This is a genomic window from Streptomyces sp. P9-2B-2 (assembly GCF_030406865.1).
GTDB classification, from domain to species: domain Bacteria; phylum Actinomycetota; class Actinomycetes; order Streptomycetales; family Streptomycetaceae; genus Streptomyces; species Streptomyces platensis.
The window spans coordinates 1,827,032-1,842,159 of record NZ_CP129126.1 but is presented as its reverse complement, the minus strand read 5'-3'; the positions used below and the strand labels follow the sequence as shown (position 1 = coordinate 1,842,159).

Genomic DNA, 15,128 nt, shown 5'->3' with positions numbered 1-15,128 from the left:
CGCGCCCGCTCATGGGCGAGTAGAAAGTCCTCGTGACCACAACGCTGCGCCCCGCGGGACCGGAAGAAGGGCACGACGACGGGCACCGGGCCCGTGCGTACGACATCTGCGTCAACAGCCGCCGGGTCGGCGGGATACGGCTGACGACGGACGCCCGGTTCGGCCCGGCGGCCGGCCGGATCGCGGAGCTGGCCATCGACGAGCCGGACCGGCACCGGGGCCGCGCCACGGTCGCCGCGCTCGCCGCGGAAGAGGTGCTGCGCGGCTGGCGTTGCCGGCAGATCGAGCTGACCGTCCCGGCCGACGCCGAGGCCGCCGGGCGGCTCGCGGCGGCGCTGGGCTACACCGAGCGCAGCCGCATGATGAGCAAGCCCCTCACCGCCGCGCCCCCGCTCCCCGAGGGCAGCGGCGACCGCGCGCTGAGTGAGGCGGAGTACCCGGCCTGGCGGGACGCCGCGCTCGCCGAGCACATCCGTACGCAGGTCGGCCAGGGCATGGCCCGGGAGCGCGCCGAGGAGAGCGCGGCCGCCGGGCATCGCGCCCTGCTCCCGGAGGGGGCGGAGACCCCCCACCAGGCGCTGCGCGTCCTGGCCCACGGCGGCGCGGATGTCGGCAGCATCTGGGTCGCCCTGCGGATGCCGGACCAGCCCGGCGGCTATGTCGTCGATGTACGGGTCGCCCCCGGACACCGCGGCCAGGGCCACGGCCGCACTCTGATGGGGATCGCCGAGCGGGAGAGCCTCACGGCGGGCCACACCACGCTCGGCCTGAACGTCTACGCGGGCAACGCCCCGGCGCTCGGTCTCTACACCTCGCTGGGCTACCGGCCCACCGATTATCTGCTGTGGAAGCCGATCCTGTGAGCGGGCCCGCGAAGGGCCCGTGACGCCCCGGACTCAGTCCTGTTCGGCCAGCAGCCGGTCCGCGATCCCCTCGATACGGGCGCGCAGCCCCTCCTGGCTCTTGCCGCCGTCCAGCCGCTCGCCGCCGATCACATACGTCGGGGTCCCGGTCACCCCGATGGCCTTGCCCTCGGCCTGGTCCGCGTCGACGATCAGCAGATGCCGCCCGTCGATCAGCGCGGTGTCCAGCTCCTCGGTGTCCAGCCCCAGCTCGCCGGCGACCTTCAGCAGCAGCTTGTCCCCGCGCTTGCCGAGCTCCTCGGTCCGCGCCAGCACCGCCTCGATGTACGGCCAGCCCTGGCCCTGCTCGATGGCCTCCTCGGCGGCCTGCGCGGCGACATAGGCGTGCGGGTGCTTCGGCAGGGGGAAGTGGCGCAGCCGGATGTCCAGCCGGTCGCCGTAGCGCTCCCGCAGCGCCCGCACGTCCTCCAGGGCGGCATGGCAGTCCGGGCACTGGAGTTCGCACCACACGTCCAGCACGGGGCGGACGGGACGGGCGGGGGACGGGGTGGTGGCGTCGTTCATGAGAGCCAGTCTTCCAGTCTTCCCACGGCCGGTCCCGCGAGGTACCCCGGACCAGCGGCCGAACCGGGACCTGGGAAGGAGTCCGACCCCGAGATGTCCCTGAGGCCGTGCCGGAACATGGCCCCCGCGGGCCGGGACAAGGCAGGATGGAAGGGAGCAGACTGCCTGCTCATCCATCCATCGGCAGGAGGACCGGATGCTGACCTCGACCGTCTGTGCCGCGGTGTCGGCGGCGGGCCTGGGCATCGCCGCGATCACGGCATACCGCAAGCGGTTCCTGGCCGCGACCCGCATCGCCGCCTATTCCCTGATCCCCATCGGCCTGGTGATGACGGGCGTCATCGACTGGCTCGCCGGGATCGTCTTCAAGCCCACGGTCTGGGCCGGCTTCGGCGTGCTCGCCCTCTCGGTCGTGCTGTTCATGACCACCAGGGCGGTGGAGCGCCGCCGGGGCGGGGCCGGCAGCCGTAAGGAGCGCCGTGCCGCGGCGGCCGACCGGCCCGACGCGGTGGCCCCGGCCGCCTCCGCCCCCTCCCTCGGCGCGGGCCGCGCGGCGCCGCAGCCGGCCACCAAGGGGAAGGCCGCACCGGCCAAGGGAGGCGCCCCCAAGGATGACTTCTCGGACATCGAAGCGATCCTGAAAAAGCACGGGATCTGATGAACTACCGCTGCTGAGGCGTCCATCGGGCGCACTCGGACGATCAGCTGCGCCATGATGCGCGCGAGATGAACGATGAGTGCGCCCTCGCCCAAGACGACGCCCCGTCCCCCCGACCACGCGGTTGTCTGTTCGCGCTGTCCCAGCCGCCGCTGATGCTCTTCCTCGCCGTGATCGGCCTTCTGCTCCTTCTCGGCGCGATGCACGACCTCTTCCTCCTGTGAGGCCGGCACCCGGGGCTGCCGCCGCGCCGCCGCTCAGCCCGCGGCCTCCCGCCGCCGTGCCCGGTAGGCCGCGACATGCAGCCGGTTTCCGCAGGTACGGCTGTCGCAGTAGCGCCGGGAGCGGTTCCGGGAGAGATCGACGAAGGCATGCCGGCAGTCCGGTGCCTCGCAGTGCCGCAGCCGCTCGCGCTCCCCGGCGACGACGAGGAAGGCCAGCGCCATCCCGCCGTCCGCGGCCAGATGATCGGCGACCGACGCGCCCGGCGCGAAGTAGTGGACATGCCAGTCGTACCCGTCGTGGTCGGTCAGCTGCGGAGTGGTGCCCGCCGAGGCGACCAGCGCGTTCAGCTGCTCGGCCGCGGTCCGGTCGTCGGCGGCCGCGAAGACCCGGGCGAAGCGCGCGCGGACGGAGCGTACGGTCGCCAGGTCGCCCGCACCCAGCGCGCCCACGCCGCTGATGGCGTTGCGCCGGACGAAGTCCTCCAGGGCCGCGAGATCGGTCAGGCTGTCCGGCGCGCCGGTGCCCTCGCCCTCCGGGGCGGTGTTCAGCAGATCGACGACCGCGTCCAGCGCGCACCGGGTGTCATGGGTGATGATCACGGTTCCGCTCCCTGGCAGGGTGGGGACGGACGGGTACCGCCCCCGTGGGTTGCCGAATGGTCGCCGACTCTAGCGCCTCGAACAAGCTTCAGCGCCGACTCCGCGGTGGGTCCGCGGCGACGACGCCGAAGTGTGCCGTATGAACTTGTCGGTCCTGCGCCGTCTCCCCGAGTCGGACGGGCGCAAGTGTGAGCGGGTGGGTGCTTTCGGTAACCGTGCTGCGTCTCAGCTCTCCGCGAGGATGTGCGAGAGCTCGGTGTCGAGATCGAAATGCCGGTGCTCCGTACCGGGTGGCACGGCGGCATCGGTCCTTTTGAGGAACGACTCGAGAGCCCGCGCGGGCGCCTCGAGCAGGGCTTCGCCTTCCGGGGAACTCAGGGCGATGCAGACAACACCCTGTCCGTGGCTCCGGGACGGCCATACGCGGACGTCTCCGGTGCCCGTGGGCCGGTGCAGGCCCTCGGCGAGGAGGTCGCGGGCGAAAACCCACTCGACGGTCTCCTCGGCTCCGGTATGGAAGGTGGCATGCACGGCATAGGGATCGGCCGTGTCATACCGCAGGCCCGCGGGTACAGGCAGTGAGGACTCGCTCGACACAACGAGGCGCAGGTGCAGCTCGCAGCTGACCGTGGTGTTCATAAGCGCCAGGGCCTTTCGCTCAGTGTGCGCTCGGGGATTCGCACGTCGGCGAAATCGACATGCCACCTACGGTGCCGTTGTAAACCCCTCTGACGGTTTTGTGTGGCTTCAGGTACCTCTTCCGGCGGATTGCGAGATCGTCCCCGGCGGTAATTCCGGCGGGCGGTCGCGTCCGGTAAGTTGGGGGGCATGAATACGCAGAGTAACGGGGGGCTGGGAACGGTGGAGGGGGACACCGCTCCGGCCGAGAAGCCGCTCGGTTCGCGGGCGCCGCACTTCATCAAGCGTTCGCGGCCACTGCATGTCAGCTGGCAGGTCGGAGTCTTCGTCGTCGGTCTCGCGGTCGTGGTGGCCGGCGTGATCATGCTGCCGCTGCCGGGGCCCGGCTGGCTGGTGATCTTCGGCGGTATGGCGATCTGGGCGACGGAGTTCGTCTGGGCGCAGCTGGTGCTGCGCTGGACCAAGCGCAAGGTCACCGAAGCGGCCCAGCGGGCGCTCGATCCCAAGGTGCGGCGGCGCAACATCACCCTGACCACCATCGGCCTGGTGATCATCGCGGCGGCGCTCGCGGTCTACGTCTGGAAGTTCGGCGTCGTGATGCCGTGGAAGGTTTCCGAGTGACCGAGGCGTGGTCAGAAGTGCCCGCCGACGTGCGGTAATGTTGGCGGTGCGCCCGGGCGATTAGCTCAGTGGGAGAGCGCTTCGTTCACACCGAAGAGGTCACTGGTTCGAACCCAGTATCGCCCACCCCGGACGACGGCCCGGAGACTTCAAGTCTCCGGGCCGTCGCAGTTGTTGGGCGCGCGCCCCGCCCGGGGGCGCACACTGGGATCATGCCCGACTGGTCCCGCCGACTGCACCGCTACCGCTTCCGCAGCGTATGGCTGCTCAACGCCTCGCCGACCGTCGTCTACGCCGTCCTCGAACGCGCCGAGGCGTATCCCCAGTGGTGGCCGCAGGTCCGCGAGGTGACCCCGCTCGGCGACCGCAGTGGCACCGCCCGGTTCCGTTCCCTGCTGCCGTACGACCTGACGGTGGTGGCGAGCGAGCGCGTACGGGACCCGGGCGCGGGGGTGCTGGAGATGACGATGCGCGGGGATCTGGCGGGCTGGGCGCGCTGGACGGTGGTGCCCGGGGCCGGCGGCACCCGTGCCGTCTTCGAGCAGGATGTCGAGGTCTGCAAGCCGCTGCTGCGGCGGTTCGCGCTGCTGGGGCGGCCGCTGTTCCTCGCCAATCACGCGCTGATGATGCGGGCCGGGCGGCGCGGGCTGGCGGCCTGGCTGGCCCGCGGATGAGGTGCGCCGGCCACCCGGCCGCGGTGGCCCGGGACCGCCGGGGAACAGGAATTTGATGGAAGCCCCGCGGGGCCTGTATTGTTCTGCTCGTTCGTGAGGGAAACCTCGTCGACACCCGGGCGATTAGCTCAGCGGGAGAGCGCTTCGTTCACACCGAAGAGGTCACTGGTTCGAACCCAGTATCGCCCACCGGGATCAAGAACCGGGCCGCCAAAAAGCGGCCCGGTTCTTTTCGTTGGAAGAGTGCCCCGCGGGAATTCCGTCCGGCGTCTTTGCCGCCCGGTGGAATTCCTGAGGGGGGATCAGGCCGCCGCCGGGAGTTCGGGACGCAGCGGCCAGTGCGGATCGACGACTTCCGGATTGCCGCTGCGGGCGAACCACGCCTGAAGTCCGCGGGCCTGGGCCGCGTACCAGACGGCCTGGCGGGTGTGCAGCTCCGCCGGATGCAGCCCCTCCAGGCGCTCGGCGAAGCGATGCCCCAGCGCCCGGACGACCCGCAGCGCGGCGAGCGCGTCGGCGGCCGCCTCATGGGCGTCGGTCAGCTCGACCTCGTAGTGCGCACACAGATCGGTGAGCGTACGGCGGCCCTTGCGGTAGCGGTCCAGGTGCTTGTCGAGGACGTGGGGGTCCAGGATCCGCAGCGGGTGGCCCCCCAGATAGGCGTTCAGCGAGCTGGCGCGGTGCCGCTTCAACTCGCGCTCCAGGAGGGTGAGATCGAACGGGGCGTTCATCACGACCAGCGGCCGGCCGGCCACCGACTGGGCGGCCAGGGCGCGCGCGACCTCCTCCAGGACCGGCGCGGGCCAGCGGCCGTGCAGCGCGAGATGGTCGGCCGTCAGGCCGTGCACCGCCGTCGCGGCGTCCGGTATATCGACGCCCGGGTTGATCAGCCAGCGGGTGATCCGGGGCGCGGAGCGCGGAGTCTCCTGGACCACCAGGGCCGCGGAGACGATGCGATCGCGCTCGACGTCGATCCCGGTGGTCTCGGTGTCGAAGGCGGCAAGTGGACCGTCATACCAGCACGGCATCATCCCAACTCCTCGCGCTCGTACGGGGGATGACACATGCGCCATCCGAGCTGGTGATACCCGAGGTGCCGGGGGCTCGAACCGTCTTTGTTTGCGGACCACTTGACGCGGAGACAACCAGAGGGACGGGCCGACGCGATCCGCCTTCTCCCCGTCATCCACCCGCATCGATCGGCACAGCCCGGAAGGCCACTCCGCGATGACGCTCGCGCAGCCCGAACCGGGCGGGCTGCTGCCTCAGCGGACCACACCGCAGCGCGGCGGACTCGCCACCACCGCCTGCATGGAGACCCTTCAGGTGGGCTATCTCCATGCGGTCGCCGCCGCCTCCGGGTGTTCGCTGGCGCAGCCCTTCCCGGACAACGGAATCGACTGGCACGTCAGCCATGGCGCGCCCGGCCACACCGTCGACGACGAGGTCACCATCAAGGTGCAGCTCAAGTGCACCTACCAGACCGCCCCGCGCCCGCCGGGGCCGACGTTCGCCTTCACGCTCGACAACGACCACCTGGTGAAGCTGGCCCGTACGCCGGTCACGGTGCACAAGATCCTGGTCGTGATGCTGGTCCCGCGGACCCAGGAGGACTGGCTGCGGGCCGGCCACGACCGCCTCGAACTGCGGCACTGCTGCTACTGGATCAACCTGGCCGGCCATCCGGTGACCGGCCGGCGCAGGACCACTGTGCGGATCCCCACCGCGCGGATCTTCGACGACCGAGCGCTCTGCGAGATCATGACGCGCGTCGGCGCGGGAGGGAGACCCTGATGTACCGGCCGACCGACGAATATGACGCGCGACTGCTGGATCCCGCGCAGCTCGACCCGGCGGTGCTCGGCGCGCTGCTGGCCCGGCACGGCTGGCGGCGCCGGGGCGGGGCCGCCGGCCACTACGCGCGGTGGACACCGCCCGGCGGTGCGGCCGGCACCAGCCTGCTGGTCCCGCACGACCGCCGCTTCCCCGACAGCGGGGAACTGCTCGCGGAGGCGCTGGCGGCGCTGGCGCAGAGCGCCGCGCCCTCCGCCCGGGAGGTGCTGATGGGGCTGGCGGTGCCCAGTGACGAGGTGCGCTGGGAGCGTGAGGTCCCCGATGGCGGCTCGGGGGCCGCGCACTGGGTGGCGCAGGAGCAGCTGCGCGGGGCGGCCCGTTCGATGCTGCTCGCCGGGGCGCTGGGGACGTACGGCCGGGCCGGGTACTACGGCGCGCGGCACAAACGGCAGGCAGAGGGGTTCCTGAGCCAGGTGCTGGTCGGTCCGGCGGCGGCCGGGCGCCGGGTGACCGCTTTCGTGCCGGTGTCCGGCGGCCGCCGGGCGGTCGCCGGGCTCCAGCGGGCGCTGCACGCGGTTCGCGACGCCACCGACTACCAGCGGGCCACCGGCGGTATGGAGGCCTTCGACGCGGCCGTCGAGCTGGGGGTCTGCCATGAGCTGGCCCAGGCGCTGATCGCGCTGGTGCGGGACGCGGAGGGGGCGCGGATCGCGGTCGAGTGGTCGCCGGCGGCCGGTGCCCCGGCCGGCTGCCCGGCCCGCCCCGAGCCGGTGGAGTTCTCGCCCGGCGATCTGCCCGCGCTCCAGCAGGCCGCCCAGCGCTATGTCCGCGATGAGCCGTCGCTGCCGGTGCGGGTGACCGGTGCGGTGGTACGGCTGCGCAGGGAGCGGCCGGGCGGTCCCGGCACGGTGCGGCTGCGGGTGATCTCCGGAGCCGATGTGCTCCAGGTACGGGTCGCGCTGGGGGAGGAGGACTATCGGATCGCCGGGCATGCGCACCTGGTGGGGCTGCCGGTGCGGGTGAGCGGGCGGCTGGAGAGCCGCGGCGGCTTCCGGCGGATCACCGGCGGCCGCGATGTCACACCCGTACAGGTCGACGAGGCGGAGCGGGACCGGCTGCTGAAGTCGCTCCAGGAGAATCTCGACTTCTTCGAGGAGGCGTGCGGTGCGGAGGAATGACACCGTGCGAGCCGGGGGTGGTGAAACCGTTTCGCGGTCGGGTCCGCGGGCTCGGTACGATTCGGCTGCGCAGCAATCGCTGCCGTGAAGAGACAGTAGTCAGGAGAGACCGGTGTCAGACGTCCGTGTGACCGTCCAGCGCGATTCCGAGCGGGAAGAACGCGTGGTGACCACGGGCACTACGGCCGCCGACCTCTTCCAGGGCGAGCGCAGCGTCGTGGCTGCCCGGGTGGCCGGAGAGCTGAAGGATCTGGCGTACGAGGTCGCCGACGGTGACGCGGTCGAGCCCGTCGAGATCACCTCCGAGGACGGTCTGAACATCCTGCGGCACTCCACCGCGCATGTGATGGCGCAGGCCGTGCAGGAGCTCTTCCCGGAGGCGAAGCTAGGCATCGGCCCGCCCATCAAGGACGGCTTCTACTACGACTTCGACGTCGAGACCCCGTTCCACCCGGACGATCTCAAGCGCATCGAGAAGAAGATGCAGGAGATCCAGAAGCGCGGCCAGAAGTTCGCGCGCCGTGCGGTCAGCGATGACGCCGCCCGCGAGGAGCTGGCCGACGAGCCGTACAAGCTCGAGCTGATCGGACTCAAGGGCTCCGCCGCGGACGCCGCCGAGGGCGCCTCCGCCGAGGTCGGCGCCGGCGAGCTGACCATCTACGACAACCTCGACGCCAAGACCGGCGAGCTGTGCTGGAAGGACCTGTGCCGCGGTCCGCACCTGCCGAGCACCCGCGCCATCCCGGCGTTCAAGCTGATGCGCTCGGCCGCCGCGTACTGGCGCGGCAGCGAGAAGAACAAGCAGCTCCAGCGGATCTACGGCACCGCCTGGCCGACCAAGGACGAGCTCAAGGCGCATCTGGAGTTCCTCGTCGAGGCCGAGAAGCGCGATCACCGCAAGCTGGGTGCGGAGCTGGATCTGTTCTCCGTTCCCGAGGACATCGGCTCGGGGCTGGCGGTCTTCCACCCCAGGGGCGGCATCATCCGCCGGGTCATGGAGGACTACTCCCGCCGGCGGCACGAGGAGTCGGGGTACGAGTTCGTCTACACCCCGCACGCCACCAAGGGGAAGCTGTTCGAGAAGTCGGGCCACCTGGACTGGTACGCCGACGGCATGTACCCCCCCATGCAGCTCGACGAGGGCATTGACTACTACCTCAAGCCCATGAACTGCCCGATGCACAACCTGATCTTCGATGCGCGCGGCCGCTCGTACCGTGAACTGCCGCTGCGCCTCTTCGAGTTCGGGACTGTGTACCGCTACGAGAAGTCGGGTGTGGTGCACGGCCTGACCCGTGCCCGCGGCTTCACCCAGGACGACGCGCACATCTACTGCACCCGGGAGCAGATGGCGGACGAGCTGGACGCCACGCTCACCTTCGTCCTCGACCTGCTGCGCGACTACGGTCTGACCGACTTCTACCTGGAGCTGTCCACCAAGGACCCGGAGAAGTTCGTCGGCTCGGACGAGACCTGGGAGGAAGCCACCGAGGTGCTGCGGGAGGTGGCCGAGAAGCAGGGCCTGCCGCTGGTCCCGGACCCGGGCGGCGCCGCGTTCTACGGGCCGAAGATCTCCGTGCAGACCAAGGACGCCATCGGCCGTACCTGGCAGATGTCGACCATCCAGCTGGACTTCAACCTGCCGGAGCGGTTCGACCTGGAGTACACCTCGGCGGACGGCTCCAAGCAGCGGCCGGTCATGATCCACCGCGCGCTGTTCGGCTCCATCGAGCGGTTCTTCGCGGTGCTGCTGGAGCACTACGCCGGCGCGTTCCCGGCCTGGCTGGCGCCCGTCCAGGCGACCTGCATCCCGATCGGCGACGCGCATGTCCCCTACCTCCAGGAGTTCGCCGCCCAGGCGAAGACCAAGGGGCTGCGGATCGAGGTGGACTCCTCGTCGGACCGGATGCAGAAGAAGATCAGGAACGCCCAGAAGAGCAAGGTGCCGTTCATGATCATCGCCGGTGACGAGGATGTCGCCAACGGCGCGGTCTCCTTCCGCTACCGCGACGGGTCGCAGAAGAACGGCATTGCGCGCGATGAGGCGATCGCCGAGCTCCTCGACGTCGTGGAGCGCCGCGTCCAGGTGTGATGGCTTGAGCACCTGGCCCCGGAGAGCGAGCGGCTCTCCGGGGCCGCGTCATCTCTCGCCCTCCTGCCGGAAGCGGCGCATCAGGTAGGCGGAGAAGGAGCCCACCACCGCGCCCACCAGGGCCACCCCGACGAACATCAGCCCCACCGCGATCACCCGGCCGCGCGGGGTGACGGGGGTGGCGTCGCCGTACCCCGTCGTCGTCAGCGTGGAAGCGGCCCACCACACGGCGTCACCGAAGGTGCGGATGTTCGCATCCGGGGCGGACCGCTCGTCGTGGTAGACCGCCAGGCTGGAGGCGTACCCCAGTAGCAGCGCGGCGAGCCCGGAGTACATCATCACCCGCGCCTCCAGGGCGAGCCCGGGCCGGTCCCTGCGCAGCTGCATCCGCTCATGCAGATCGATCATGCGCAGCGGACGCAGCAGCGGCAGCACGGTCACGATCAGGTCCAGCCAGCGGGTGCGCACGAAGTGCCAGCGGTCCCTGCTGAAGGCCAGCCGTGCCAGGTATTCCGCCACGAAGACACCCCAGCTCACGATCATGACGGTCTCCCAGAGGGCGTACCAGCCGGGGGAGAGTTCGGGGGTCAGCACCCGGACCGTGTAGGAGGCGAGAAAGAGGATCGAGGCGATGAAGAGATACGGCTGCGCGCGCCGCTCCCACTCCTGTAGCCGCGCGTCCATGTCCACCGGCACAGCATCGCGGAGCGGGTCAGGGTATCCGCCCCAGCGACACGGTGCCAACGGGCGAAGCCATATGCTGGCCCGTATGACAAGCGAGCCGGAGCAGCAGATCGGAGTCGGGACGCAGGACGCCTTCCAGCGCCTGTGGACGCCCCACCGGATGGCCTACATCCAGGGGGAGAACAAGCCGACCGGCCCGGGGGCCGATGACGGCTGTCCGTTCTGCACCATCCCCGAGAAGTCGGACGAGGACGGCCTCGTCATCGCGCGCGGTGAGCATGTCTACGCGGTGCTGAACCTGTACCCGTACAACGGCGGGCACCTGATGATCGTCCCGTTCCGGCACGTCGCCGACTACCCGGAGCTGGACGGCCCGGAGACCGCGGAGCTGGCGGAGTTCACCAAGCGGGCGATGGCCGCGCTGCGCACCGCCTCCGGGGCGCACGGCTTCAACATCGGGATGAACCAGGGCACCGTCGCCGGGGCCGGGATCGCGGCCCATCTCCACCAGCACGTCGTCCCGCGCTGGGGCGGCGACACCAACTTCATGCCGGTGGTCGGCCACACCAAGGTGCTGCCCCAACTCCTCGCCGACACCCGGGCGATGCTCGCGCGCGCCTGGCCCGCGTAGCGCCCGTCCGGCCCGCTCCGGGGTGGGTGCCCGGGGCGACACGAACCCGGACGAATCGGATAGATCGCCCTAATTCGGATTAGTTGCCCCTCTAATGGGGTGGTGACTTCCCTAGATCGCCGCTCCGTGCTGCGTGCGGCCGCCTCGGCCGCGGCCGCCGGAGCACTGGTGACGGGCTGCGACCCGACGCGGGACCAGGACCCCGACGCCGTCCGGCCCCCCGGCGGACCGGGCCCTTCCGGGGCGGGCCACGCCTCACCCGCCCCGGTGCGCGCCGCCCGGCCGCCGACCCGGGTGCCCGGCCTGCCCGTACAGATCGAACACGGGCCGCGGAACGGCCGGGCGGTCGCACTGACCTTCCACGGCAGGGGCGACCCCAGGATGGCGACCGCCCTGCTGGGCGAGGCCGAGCGGGCCGGCGCCAGGGTCACCGTGCTCGCCATCGGCGACTGGCTCGACGAGCAGCCCGCGATGGCCCGCCGGATCCTCGACGGCGGCCATGAGCTGGGCAATCACACGCTGCACCACCGCGACATCTGCGCCCTGCCGGCCGCCGACGCCTACGCCGAGATCAGCGGCTGCGCCGACCGGCTGCGCAAGCTCACCGGGACCATCGGCAGCTGGTTCCGCCCCTCGCAGACCCGGCGGGCCACGCCGCTGGTGACCGACCTGGCCCGCAAGGCCGGCTATCCGCACGTCCTCTCCTACGACGTGGACTCCCTCGACGCGAACGACCCCGGTGCCGCCGCCGTCCAGCGCACGGTCCTGGACACGGTCGGGCCGGGCTCGGTCGTGAGCCTCCACCTCGGGCACGCCGGCACGGTGGCCGCGCTGCCCCCGATCCTCGACGGCCTCCGCCGGCGCGGTCTGCGCGCGGTGACGACAACGGAGCTAGTGACCTGATGGCTGACCGGAACCGTACCCACGACCGTCGGAGCCCCCGCGCGCGCCACCGGGCCGCGCTGCTCGCCGTGGCCTGCGCGCTGGTGGCCGCGGGCTGTGGCAGCGGCGACGAGAACGACCGGGCCTCGCAGAGCCCGCGGCCGGTCGAGCGCGCGCCGCTCAAGGCCGCCAAGCCCGGTCTGCCCGGGATGCCGCCGCTGCTGGACGAGCACGACCTCTACGCGGCGGACCGGCCCGGCAGGCTGGCGCCACAGGTCAAGGACTTCCCCGCGCGGATCTACGTCCCCAACACCGGCTCCGACACGGTCAGCGTCATCGACCCGAAGACCTACAAGGTCATTGAGACCATTCCGGTCGGCGTCCAGCCGCAGCATGTCGTGCCGTCCTGGGACCTGAAGACGCTCTGGGTCAACAACAACCGGGGGCACGACCTCACCCCGATCGACCCCGCCAACGGCAAGGCCGGCGACCCGGTCAAGGTCCACGACCCGTACAACCTCTACTTCACGCCCAACGGGAAGTACGCGGTCGTGATGGCCTCGATGGACCGGCAGTTGGTCTTCCGCGACCCGCACACCATGGAGGTCCGCAAGACGCTCCCGGTCAACTGCGCCGGCGTCAACCACGCCGACTTCTCGCCGGACGGGAAGTACTTCATCGTCTCCTGTGAGTTCTCCGGCGAGCTGCTCAAGGTCGACACCGCGAAGATGAAGGTCATCGGCCAGGAGAAGCTGCCGTTCGAGGGCGCGATGCCGCAGGACGTCAAGATCTCCCCGGACGGCAGGACCTGGTACGTCGCCGACATGATGGCCGACGGCATCTGGGTCCTCAACGGTGACCGCTTCGACCGGCCCCGGCTCATGCCGACCGGCAAGGGCGCCCACGGCCTCTACGTCAGCCGCGACTCGAAGCACATGTACGTCTCCAACCGCGGCGAGGGCTCCATCTCCCTGCTCGACTTCCACACCGGCAAGCTCGTCGACAAATGGCACATCCGCGGCGGCGGCAGCCCCGACATGGGCGGTCTGTCCACCGACGGCAAGGTGCTGTGGCTGTCCGGCCGCTACAACTCCGAGGTCTATGCGCTGGATACCCGCACGGGCAAGACCCTCGCCAAGATCCCGGTCGGCCAGGGCCCGCACGGGCTCGCGGTCTACCCGCAGCCGGGACGGTACTCCCTGGGGCACACCGGCATCTTCCGCTAGCCGGTGCGCCCCGGGGCGTCGTCTAGGCGTTGTACTCGTCCGCCTTCGACGGCTCCACGCCCTGGATCATGCCGCTGAGCACCAGGGAGCGGTTGGTGAAGCGCTCGGTGTCCACGCCGTTCTCCTTGAGGACGCTCATCGCGGCGGAGTGGACCGTGCGCAGCACCGGGGTCGCGGCGCGCAGCGCGTCATCGGCCATGAAGCGGTGCCGCCAGGGCTTGTCGGCCCAGACGTGCCGCAGACCGAAGGGCTCGGGCAGGGTCAGCTTGCCGCCGAGGAAGTCCAGGACCGGCGGGAACCACGTCAGCGGGGCGCGGGCGGCGAGCCGGACCACTTCCTGCGGCTCGATGAGCGGGAGCTGCTGGGTCTTGGTCTCCCAGAACTTGACGACCTTGGCGACGTCCTTGGTCTTGGGCTCCGGCTTCGTCGTGAAGAGACCGTTGACCGGGCCGAGGGCATGGCCGGTCACCTCGATGCGCAGCGTCTCGTGGAGCACCGTGACAGTGATCATGAGGGTGATCACCAACTGGCCGTCCCACAGGACGAACTGGACCCCGAGGTAGTGGCGGTTGCCGCTGCCGAACTGCTGCTCGTTGCAGATCCGCTCTATCTCGTGCCCGCGGATCTGGTACGCCTCCACATGGCTGCCCTCGGGGCGGGAGACCGCGGCGGCCTTCTCGCCGACCGGCGAGACGATCCAGTGGCGTACGGACGGTGTGGGGAAGCCGCCGGTGTGCAGCGGGCTGCGCTCCAGCAGCCGCAGCTTGTCGTGGATCGCCCGGATCACGTCCCAGCTGCGGAACGGGTGGATCTCGCTGCCTGCCTGCGCCGGGATGAGCTCCTCGGCGAGCTGCCAGCTGCCCCAGCGAGTGCCCATGCCGAGTATCCCCTTGGGGCCGGCGTAGAAGACCACATTGCTGTTCTGCTCGGCGGAGATTTTGGCGAGATTCTGGCGGAGGGTCTCGGCGGCGATCTGGTTCGGGTCCTGGGGGACCGCCTCGGGGATCTTCGCGGCCACCCCGCCGCCTTCCAGCAGCCCCTTCCAGGACTCCCGCATGGCCACCGCGGTCTTCTCGCAGAACTGCTTGGCCAGCCACCAGCCGACCACCGGGGCGACGACCATGCCGCGGGCGTACAGCGGCCAGAAGCCGTTGAACGGCAGCTTGATCATGAAGAACACGCCGAGGACACCCAGCACCGTCAGCAGCACCCCGCCGATCAGCGACAGGCCCTTGCCCGCACCGTCCTTGGAGAGCATCTTCCGCAGCTGGAAGACGCCCAGCCACAGCAGCACACCGGGCAGGAACAGCACCCCGAACAGCACCATCAGCACCGTCAGCTTGGCGTCCCGCTGCTTGCGGATGCGGGTGGCGGACAGACAGTGCTCGACGATGGTCTGCGGCTCGGTCCCGAAGGACTGGATGAGCGCGGCCCGCCCGCCGCCGAGCATCCGCACCTGCACCGCGCGCGCGAACGCCTCGCCGAGATTGGGCGCGAACAGCGACAGCTTGGGCTTCTTGATGGCGGATTTGCCGGATTCCGAGTCGGCCTTGGAGATATCCGCGAGCGGACTGTCCCGATAGGCGGCCGAGGCCAGCGCCTGGGTCGCCGCCGTCTGCCCGGCGCTCCCCGAAAGCGGGACCTGCGCCCCGGGACTGAAGTCAAAGCCGTCTGCCACTACCGCCCCCCACACCGCACGCATCCGATGATGCGGCTCTTCCCGACTTCCGCTGACGGCACACCTGCTGAGAGCCTGTCTTCGAGCCCGTGACCTCGCCACCCGCCGTCGAACGCTTGG

17 protein-coding genes and 2 tRNA genes are annotated in these 15,128 nt (G+C 70.7%); 13 read left to right on the top strand and 6 right to left on the bottom strand.

Annotated features, from left to right (window positions below; all coding sequences use genetic code 11):
• Positions 1–32 precede the first annotated feature (32 nt).
• The gene (locus tag QT196_RS07875) at positions 33–863 is read left to right on the top strand and encodes a GNAT family N-acetyltransferase (RefSeq protein WP_290354653.1); all 831 of its coding nucleotides are present in this window, start codon (positions 33–35) and stop codon (positions 861–863) included.
• A gap of 33 nt (positions 864–896) precedes the next feature.
• Here QT196_RS07875 and QT196_RS07870 read toward each other — a convergent pair whose 3' ends face one another.
• Positions 897–1,427, bottom strand: coding sequence for a DsbA family protein (locus QT196_RS07870; RefSeq protein WP_168478234.1), 531 nt, complete (start codon positions 1,425–1,427; stop codon positions 897–899).
• A 196-nt stretch (positions 1,428–1,623) separates the two neighbouring features.
• On the opposite strand from QT196_RS07870, the gene QT196_RS07865 reads away from it, so the two are divergent.
• Both QT196_RS07865 and QT196_RS07860 read left to right on the top strand, forming a co-directional pair.
• Positions 1,624–2,085 (top strand): hypothetical protein, encoded by a 462-nt coding sequence (locus QT196_RS07865; RefSeq protein ID WP_168478233.1) that lies wholly within the window; start codon positions 1,624–1,626, stop codon positions 2,083–2,085.
• A 68-nt stretch (positions 2,086–2,153) separates the two neighbouring features.
• A complete protein-coding gene (locus QT196_RS07860) occupies positions 2,154–2,309 on the top strand; it encodes a hypothetical protein (protein ID WP_167536068.1) in 156 nt (51 codons plus the stop codon).
• 33 nt (positions 2,310–2,342) lie between these two features.
• Here the strand turns inward: QT196_RS07860 and QT196_RS07855 are convergent, their stop codons facing one another.
• Together QT196_RS07855 and QT196_RS07850 are read right to left on the bottom strand one after the other, a co-directional pair.
• On the bottom strand, positions 2,343–2,909 hold the full coding sequence (locus QT196_RS07855; RefSeq protein ID WP_168478232.1) for a CGNR zinc finger domain-containing protein: 567 nt from the start codon (positions 2,907–2,909) through the stop codon (positions 2,343–2,345).
• Between the two features lie 225 nt (positions 2,910–3,134).
• A complete protein-coding gene (locus QT196_RS07850) occupies positions 3,135–3,548 on the bottom strand; it encodes an SsgA family sporulation/cell division regulator (RefSeq protein ID WP_003959770.1) in 414 nt (137 codons plus the stop codon).
• Between the two features lie 189 nt (positions 3,549–3,737).
• On the opposite strand from QT196_RS07850, the gene QT196_RS07845 reads away from it, so the two are divergent.
• From QT196_RS07845 to QT196_RS07830, 4 genes are all read left to right on the top strand, one after another.
• On the top strand, positions 3,738–4,169 hold the full coding sequence (locus QT196_RS07845; RefSeq protein ID WP_248001063.1) for a TIGR02611 family protein: 432 nt from the start codon (positions 3,738–3,740) through the stop codon (positions 4,167–4,169).
• A gap of 54 nt (positions 4,170–4,223) precedes the next feature.
• Positions 4,224–4,295: transfer RNA gene (locus tag QT196_RS07840), tRNA-Val, on the top strand.
• An 86-nt stretch (positions 4,296–4,381) separates the two neighbouring features.
• Positions 4,382–4,843, top strand: coding sequence for an SRPBCC family protein (locus QT196_RS07835; RefSeq protein ID WP_168478231.1), 462 nt, complete (start codon positions 4,382–4,384; stop codon positions 4,841–4,843).
• Positions 4,844–4,960: 117 nt separating this feature from the next.
• A tRNA-Val gene (locus tag QT196_RS07830) sits at positions 4,961–5,032 on the top strand.
• 113 nt (positions 5,033–5,145) lie between these two features.
• Here the strand turns inward: QT196_RS07830 and QT196_RS07825 are convergent.
• Positions 5,146–5,871, bottom strand: a complete 726-nt coding sequence (locus QT196_RS07825) for an exonuclease domain-containing protein (RefSeq protein WP_290356623.1) — start codon at positions 5,869–5,871, stop codon at positions 5,146–5,148.
• Positions 5,872–6,070: 199 nt separating this feature from the next.
• Here QT196_RS07825 and QT196_RS07820 point away from each other — a divergent pair, with 199 nt between their 5' ends.
• The 3 genes from QT196_RS07820 to thrS all read left to right on the top strand — a co-directional run bounded on the left by QT196_RS07820 (position 6,071) and on the right by thrS (position 9,907).
• The gene (locus QT196_RS07820) at positions 6,071–6,637 is read left to right on the top strand and encodes a DUF4365 domain-containing protein (RefSeq protein WP_085925979.1); all 567 of its coding nucleotides are present in this window, start codon (positions 6,071–6,073) and stop codon (positions 6,635–6,637) included.
• Entirely contained in the window at positions 6,637–7,815 is a 1,179-nt protein-coding gene (locus tag QT196_RS07815; protein ID WP_085925980.1) for a hypothetical protein, read from the top strand. Before QT196_RS07820 ends, QT196_RS07815 begins: the two co-directional genes overlap by 1 nt.
• 112 nt (positions 7,816–7,927) lie before the next feature.
• A complete protein-coding gene (thrS, locus tag QT196_RS07810) occupies positions 7,928–9,907 on the top strand; it encodes a threonine--tRNA ligase (protein ID WP_290354652.1) in 1,980 nt (659 codons plus the stop codon).
• Between the two features lie 48 nt (positions 9,908–9,955).
• On the opposite strand, the gene QT196_RS07805 is transcribed toward thrS, so the two are convergent.
• Entirely contained in the window at positions 9,956–10,591 is a 636-nt protein-coding gene (locus QT196_RS07805; protein WP_168483623.1) for a potassium channel family protein, read from the bottom strand.
• A 73-nt stretch (positions 10,592–10,664) separates the two neighbouring features.
• On the opposite strand from QT196_RS07805, the gene QT196_RS07800 reads away from it, so the two are divergent.
• From QT196_RS07800 to QT196_RS07790, 3 genes are all read left to right on the top strand, one after another.
• Positions 10,665–11,222, top strand: coding sequence for an HIT domain-containing protein (locus QT196_RS07800; protein ID WP_168478229.1), 558 nt, complete (start codon positions 10,665–10,667; stop codon positions 11,220–11,222).
• 126 nt (positions 11,223–11,348) lie between these two features.
• On the top strand, positions 11,349–12,125 hold the full coding sequence (locus QT196_RS07795) for a polysaccharide deacetylase family protein (protein ID WP_266736506.1): 777 nt from the start codon (positions 11,349–11,351) through the stop codon (positions 12,123–12,125).
• Positions 12,125–13,330, top strand: coding sequence for a hypothetical protein (locus QT196_RS07790; protein ID WP_168478227.1), 1,206 nt, complete (start codon positions 12,125–12,127; stop codon positions 13,328–13,330). Before QT196_RS07795 ends, QT196_RS07790 begins: the two co-directional genes overlap by 1 nt.
• A gap of 22 nt (positions 13,331–13,352) precedes the next feature.
• On the opposite strand, the gene QT196_RS07785 is transcribed toward QT196_RS07790, so the two are convergent.
• Positions 13,353–15,032 carry a hypothetical protein gene (locus QT196_RS07785; RefSeq protein ID WP_168478226.1) on the bottom strand — a complete coding sequence of 560 codons (1,680 nt, stop codon included), beginning with the start codon at positions 15,030–15,032 and terminating at the stop codon, positions 13,353–13,355.
• Positions 15,033–15,128: the final 96 nt, after the last annotated feature.